Annotated in this window: 7 protein-coding genes; all 7 read left to right on the top strand. The window is 36.7% G+C overall.

The window, feature by feature from the left end; all coding sequences use genetic code 11:
* Nucleotides 1-320 precede the first annotated feature (320 nt).
* Nucleotides 321-785, top strand: a complete 465-nt coding sequence (locus K941_RS0111990; RefSeq protein WP_029103792.1) for a hypothetical protein — start codon at nt 321-323, stop codon at nt 783-785.
* Nucleotides 786-808: 23 nt separating this feature from the next.
* Complete coding sequence (locus K941_RS0111985; RefSeq protein ID WP_029103791.1) at nt 809-1,162, top strand: hypothetical protein; 354 nt, start codon at nt 809-811, stop codon at nt 1,160-1,162.
* Nucleotides 1,163-1,192: 30 nt separating this feature from the next.
* Nucleotides 1,193-1,630, top strand: a complete 438-nt coding sequence (locus tag K941_RS0111980) for a surface-adhesin E family protein (RefSeq protein ID WP_029103790.1) — start codon at nt 1,193-1,195, stop codon at nt 1,628-1,630.
* Nucleotides 1,631-1,639: 9 nt separating this feature from the next.
* Nucleotides 1,640-2,284 carry a hypothetical protein gene (locus K941_RS0111975; protein WP_029103789.1) on the top strand — a complete coding sequence of 215 codons (645 nt, stop codon included), beginning with the start codon at nt 1,640-1,642 and terminating at the stop codon, nt 2,282-2,284.
* Nucleotides 2,285-2,294: 10 nt separating this feature from the next.
* Nucleotides 2,295-2,792: a hypothetical protein gene (locus K941_RS17855; protein ID WP_051226061.1), complete on the top strand. Its 498-nt coding sequence runs from the start codon at nt 2,295-2,297 to the stop codon at nt 2,790-2,792.
* Between the two features lie 26 nt (nt 2,793-2,818).
* On the top strand, nt 2,819-4,141 hold the full coding sequence (locus tag K941_RS15840) for a hypothetical protein (RefSeq protein WP_051226060.1): 1,323 nt from the start codon (nt 2,819-2,821) through the stop codon (nt 4,139-4,141).
* A 139-nt stretch (nt 4,142-4,280) separates the two neighbouring features.
* Nucleotides 4,281-4,505, top strand: a 225-nt coding sequence (locus K941_RS0111965) for an IS630 transposase-related protein (RefSeq protein WP_029103788.1), incomplete at its 3' end; no start/stop codon positions are given.

Raw genomic sequence — 4,505 nt, 5'->3', positions numbered from 1 at the left:
TGGGGATTGACTTGACGGTTTATGTGGATACGCTTGGCAATATTTACACCCAATCAAAATATTATAGTGAACACGAAGATCCTGATTGTTGTCCTTCTATGGTCGTTGATAATGGTTTTGCTTTTAAAAATGGTAAATTAAGAGAGATGAATTGATTTTAATAGACTTCCTGCAAAACCCAAAAATAAGGAAAACCGTTCGTGGTGAGCTTGTCGAACCATAACGGTTTTCCGCCACCCCTCAACAAGCTCGGGGCGAACGGAAAGCCTAGTTTTGCAGGAAGTCTAATATCTTAAATTAGCAATTTTTTGGTGTTTTCTATGTTTGATGTGCAATCAATCAATTATTCTGTCAAAAAACTAAGTGGTATAGAAGGTCAGGGTATGACAATGGTTGGATTGTCCAATGCTTTTTTGGTTATACTTACCTTAAAAATATTGGGTGGTGCGTTGGGAATGATTTTGTTTGTATTGGGGTGGGTTGTCTTTGCCTTGTTATGCCAAGATAGTTATCATCGTTATGGTGATTATGATGATTATATTAAAACAGATGACAATCAAAATGTTATGATTTATAAGTGCAAATATCTCAAAGATAGAATTGCAAAGATAAAATATTATTTTTTGTCATATTTCTTCACTGTCGGTGTTTATTGCTTTATCTTTATGGATGCACATAAAGATATCCATCAAGGATTTTCAATGCTTTATGGTTTATGGGCTTTTTATATAGCCTATCATTATCACAAATTTTCAAGTGATATTTTATATTTCATTGAAAACTAAATTTTTATATTATAGGAGTTTTTATGAAAAAATTTTTCTTAATATTAATGGCATTATTTTTCATAAATAACGCCCACGCCTATGAAGTGAAAAATGTCTGTGCTAAATATATGACCAATTATAGTTGGTCACAGGCATATCAGGTGCAGACGCAGATTTATACAGGGCAAGAGTTAAATCAAGCCACAGGCAATCCCTATTTTGGTGATTATGATATGTTTAGCCATTATGCTGTCATTTGGTGGGATAGGGGTCAAGCCAGTATTATTAAGCTAAATTTCCATGTGGCAGGTGGTATGTTATTAAACACCAATGGCATAGACCAGAGTGGTCTTCAGTGGCAGTTGTCTGATAACAGTTATGGTTTTTGTTATTAATTTTTCACCATTTTTTATTTAGGAGCTTTTATGAAAAAGTTAATTTTAGCAGGTTTAATTTTGGCGAGCAGCCAAATGACGTTAGCGGTGAATTGGATAGATGTAGGCTTATCATCAAAAAGAGATAAGGAGAAAACCTATATTGATTTAGATACTTTTGGTGCTGTAAAAATTAACAAAAACATCTATGTGAGTGCTTGGGTTAAACAAGATTATCCTGTGCTTAGACGAATGCCTGACGGTAGAGTATATTCTTCAGAGACAACATTAAACTACTTTGATTGTAACTACAGAAAATGGCTTATTGTAGAGCAACATCGTTACTATAATGGAGGTGTAATTTGGTCTGCAAAAACACAACACTCTTTGTCTTCATCGCAAAGTTGGGATACTGCTATACCAAATTCAATTGGCGAAGCTTTGCTTGAGGAAGCTTGCACATCTTATTCAATAATGAAAAACCAATAGGAATATTCTATGAAAACCCTACCCAAACTCACTTTATCCATTTTATTATTATCCACCCTCACCGCTCACGCTATGTATATCCCTGACCTATTTGGTGCTTATGAACAAGGGGCGAGCCGTGCCAGATATGAAAATCAACAGGATGCTTATTATTATGAGGAAATAAGACGCCAGCAGTTAGAAAGGCAACGACAAGAACAGCAAATACAACAAAGAATGGGTGGGCAAAGTGGTTATTATGAATACAGCTATCAAGACAGCTTGCCAGAACCCAGATTGTATGTACAAGTCATCAATCAAAAAACAGGCAAGGATAAAGGTCATATGAATTTATCTTTAAAGAAAAATGACATGCTGTGTTGGGCGGTAACACCTGTAAACAGTGCTCAAACTTATCAGGTCAGCGAGCTATTTACCATGCCAGTTCATGCAACCTTTACAGGCAATGCAGGACAAAACACCAATAATCAATTAACCAGTAGCGTGCAAACAAGCTCAAATACCGCCAAATTTGGCAGACAAATTTATGCAACAAAAAATCAGCTAGATGCTTGTTGGACTTTTGCCACCAATACCCCAAAAGGTATTTATCATATTCGTGTGGGCGTAGGGGGTGCTGAATTTGGCACGCAGTCATTTAAGGTGGTGGATTAAGGGCAATTTTATGTTTAAAAAACTTTGGTATTTTTTAACTTTTAAGACTTACGAAAACAATCTTTTGACCTCTGGTGGTGCCAATTATTTGACTGTTATTGCGGTTATTGTCTCGCTTGCAGCACTGTCTGAAGGCTTTGCGTGGGGGCATTTTGGTAGCACCTTTACGCCTGATAATCCCTATCTTGGTGGTGCGGTGCTTGGGTCGTTTATTTTTGTGTTGTTTTGGTTTTTTGACCGCACAATGGTAACCCAAGATATGATGACCGAAGAACACGCCAAAACCTTAGATGGTGAGGATTATATTCCCAATTTTTGGGAAAAATACAAGCCGTATTTTGTTTTTATGGCACGCTTAGGCATTGTCATCACATCGCTTTATATCACCGCACCTTTTTTGACACAGCTTGTTTTTAAGACCGATATCAAAAATGAGATGAATGTTCAGTACCAAAACAGCATCAATCAAGCAAAAGATGAGACCTTAGGCAAACTTGAAAAAAGATAACCGAACAACAAAACTACATTCAATCATTGCACGACAAACTACAAAACGAGATTGCAGGCAAAAAAGGCTCTAAGTATGGCAAAGGACCTGTTGCACAAAGCATCGAGCAAGAGATTGATTCTGCCAACAGTGAGCTTGATGAATTTAAAAATAATTTTGAAAACGATAAGATAAAACTAGAAACTGCCATTGCCAATAACGATGAAGCGGTGCTAAAAAGTTTTGGTATTTTGATGGTCAAAGACAGTCCGCTGTTTCGTGAAAATGCCATTAGCAAATTTAAAAAAGAACCTGCTTTTAAGAACACACAATTTGCGGTTGATGGGTTTTTGGTACTGGTGGGGGTTATTTTGATATTGTCAAAAATACTGCAACCAAAATCTTTAAAAATGTATTACTCATCTCGCTTGCAAGAAGCGTGGTCAAGTTATAAAAATGGCAATTATGATGATTATTTGCCACAAAGTGAACAAAGCACACAGATGGCACATATGCCTATGCCACAAACTTTTGAAAAAATCGCCATTCGTTATGCCAAAACCATTGATGAGCGAGAAAAAGACAATTTTGATAAAAGAAAAAAGCAAAAACAAGAGGAACAAGACAAAGAAAATAAAGCAAAAAGGCTAGAACAGGGCGAAGATGCCCACGCCCAAAGATGTGCCAAAGAAGCCCAAAATTACGAATATCAGCACAAAGTTGTCAATGACAAAAAAGTTAGGATTGATGATTCTTTGGAGCAGGCACGCACACAAAGGGATAATTTTGTGGCAGAGGCTACACCAAAAAAAGAAAAACTATTGGTGGACAAAAAGCAAATTGAGGAGCAGTATTTTGAAGCAGAGCGTCTTTATCAGAGCAAAGGTGAGGATAGTGAGGCGCGCCACAAAAGGTTGCAAGAGGCTTATGCCAAACTTAATGAGCTTGAAGAGATTGTAAGCGGTCTGAACGAAAAAGACAAATCCAACCCTGAGCGTGTCAAAGCCTATGTGGTTGCCCAAGAAGCGGTATTATCCCAAAACCAGACTATCAAGAATATGAAAGACAATTATCTAAGCTTTGAGCGAGATATGAATATTCATAAACAAAAAGTGGACGACCTAAAAGTACAATTGGATAACATTAACTTTGAAATACACCGATTGATTGAGATTGAAAGACAGATTAACGAAACCATTTTGCAAATGGAACTTGAGCAAATCAAGCTGTTGTCCGATTTTGCCAATATGCAAACCCCTTACTTACAAGGCGGTGATGATGAAGTTGCTTTTATTGCCGAACAGCACAAAAAAGAAGGGAAATACAAATACACTTATTATGTCAATAAAGATGATGAACAGGACAAATAAGTGATTTATTTTTTAATGCTCATTTTCTTTGCCATCGGAGCATATTGGCAAAGCATCAAAAATAAGCCATTGGCTACACCCCAAAAACCCCAAATATGCTACAATACCCTAACATCCATTAAATAGAACTTTAAATACCATGACCTACTCCTTAGACTTTCGTAAAAAAGCTCTGGCACTCATCAATGACAAAGGCATGTCTTATCGCAAGGTAGCTTCTTTACTTAATGTCTCTACTCGTACCTTACAAAACTGGCAACAAAACATAGAGATTAAACCCACCAAAGAAGTAAAGCCTAGAAAGATAGATGATGAGGCATTACTCAAAGATGTAGAAGATTATCCCTATGATTATCTGTATGAG

Source organism: Moraxella caprae DSM 19149 (assembly GCF_000426885.1).
In the GTDB taxonomy this organism is placed as follows: domain Bacteria; phylum Pseudomonadota; class Gammaproteobacteria; order Pseudomonadales; family Moraxellaceae; genus Moraxella; species Moraxella caprae.
This window is presented reverse-complemented; position numbering and strand designations above follow the sequence as displayed.

Bases quoted from the DNA above. Each gene is read 5' to 3' on its own strand.
- K941_RS0111990 (WP_029103792.1), top strand. From the start codon at position 321: ATGTTTGATGTGCAATCAATCAATTATTCTGTCAAAAAACTAAGTGGT.
- K941_RS0111985 (WP_029103791.1), top strand. From the start codon at position 809: ATGAAAAAATTTTTCTTAATATTAATGGCATTATTTTTCATAAATAAC.
- K941_RS0111980 (WP_029103790.1), top strand. From the start codon at position 1,193: ATGAAAAAGTTAATTTTAGCAGGTTTAATTTTGGCGAGCAGCCAAATG.
- K941_RS0111975 (WP_029103789.1), top strand. From the start codon at position 1,640: ATGAAAACCCTACCCAAACTCACTTTATCCATTTTATTATTATCCACC.
- K941_RS17855 (WP_051226061.1), top strand. From the start codon at position 2,295: ATGTTTAAAAAACTTTGGTATTTTTTAACTTTTAAGACTTACGAAAAC.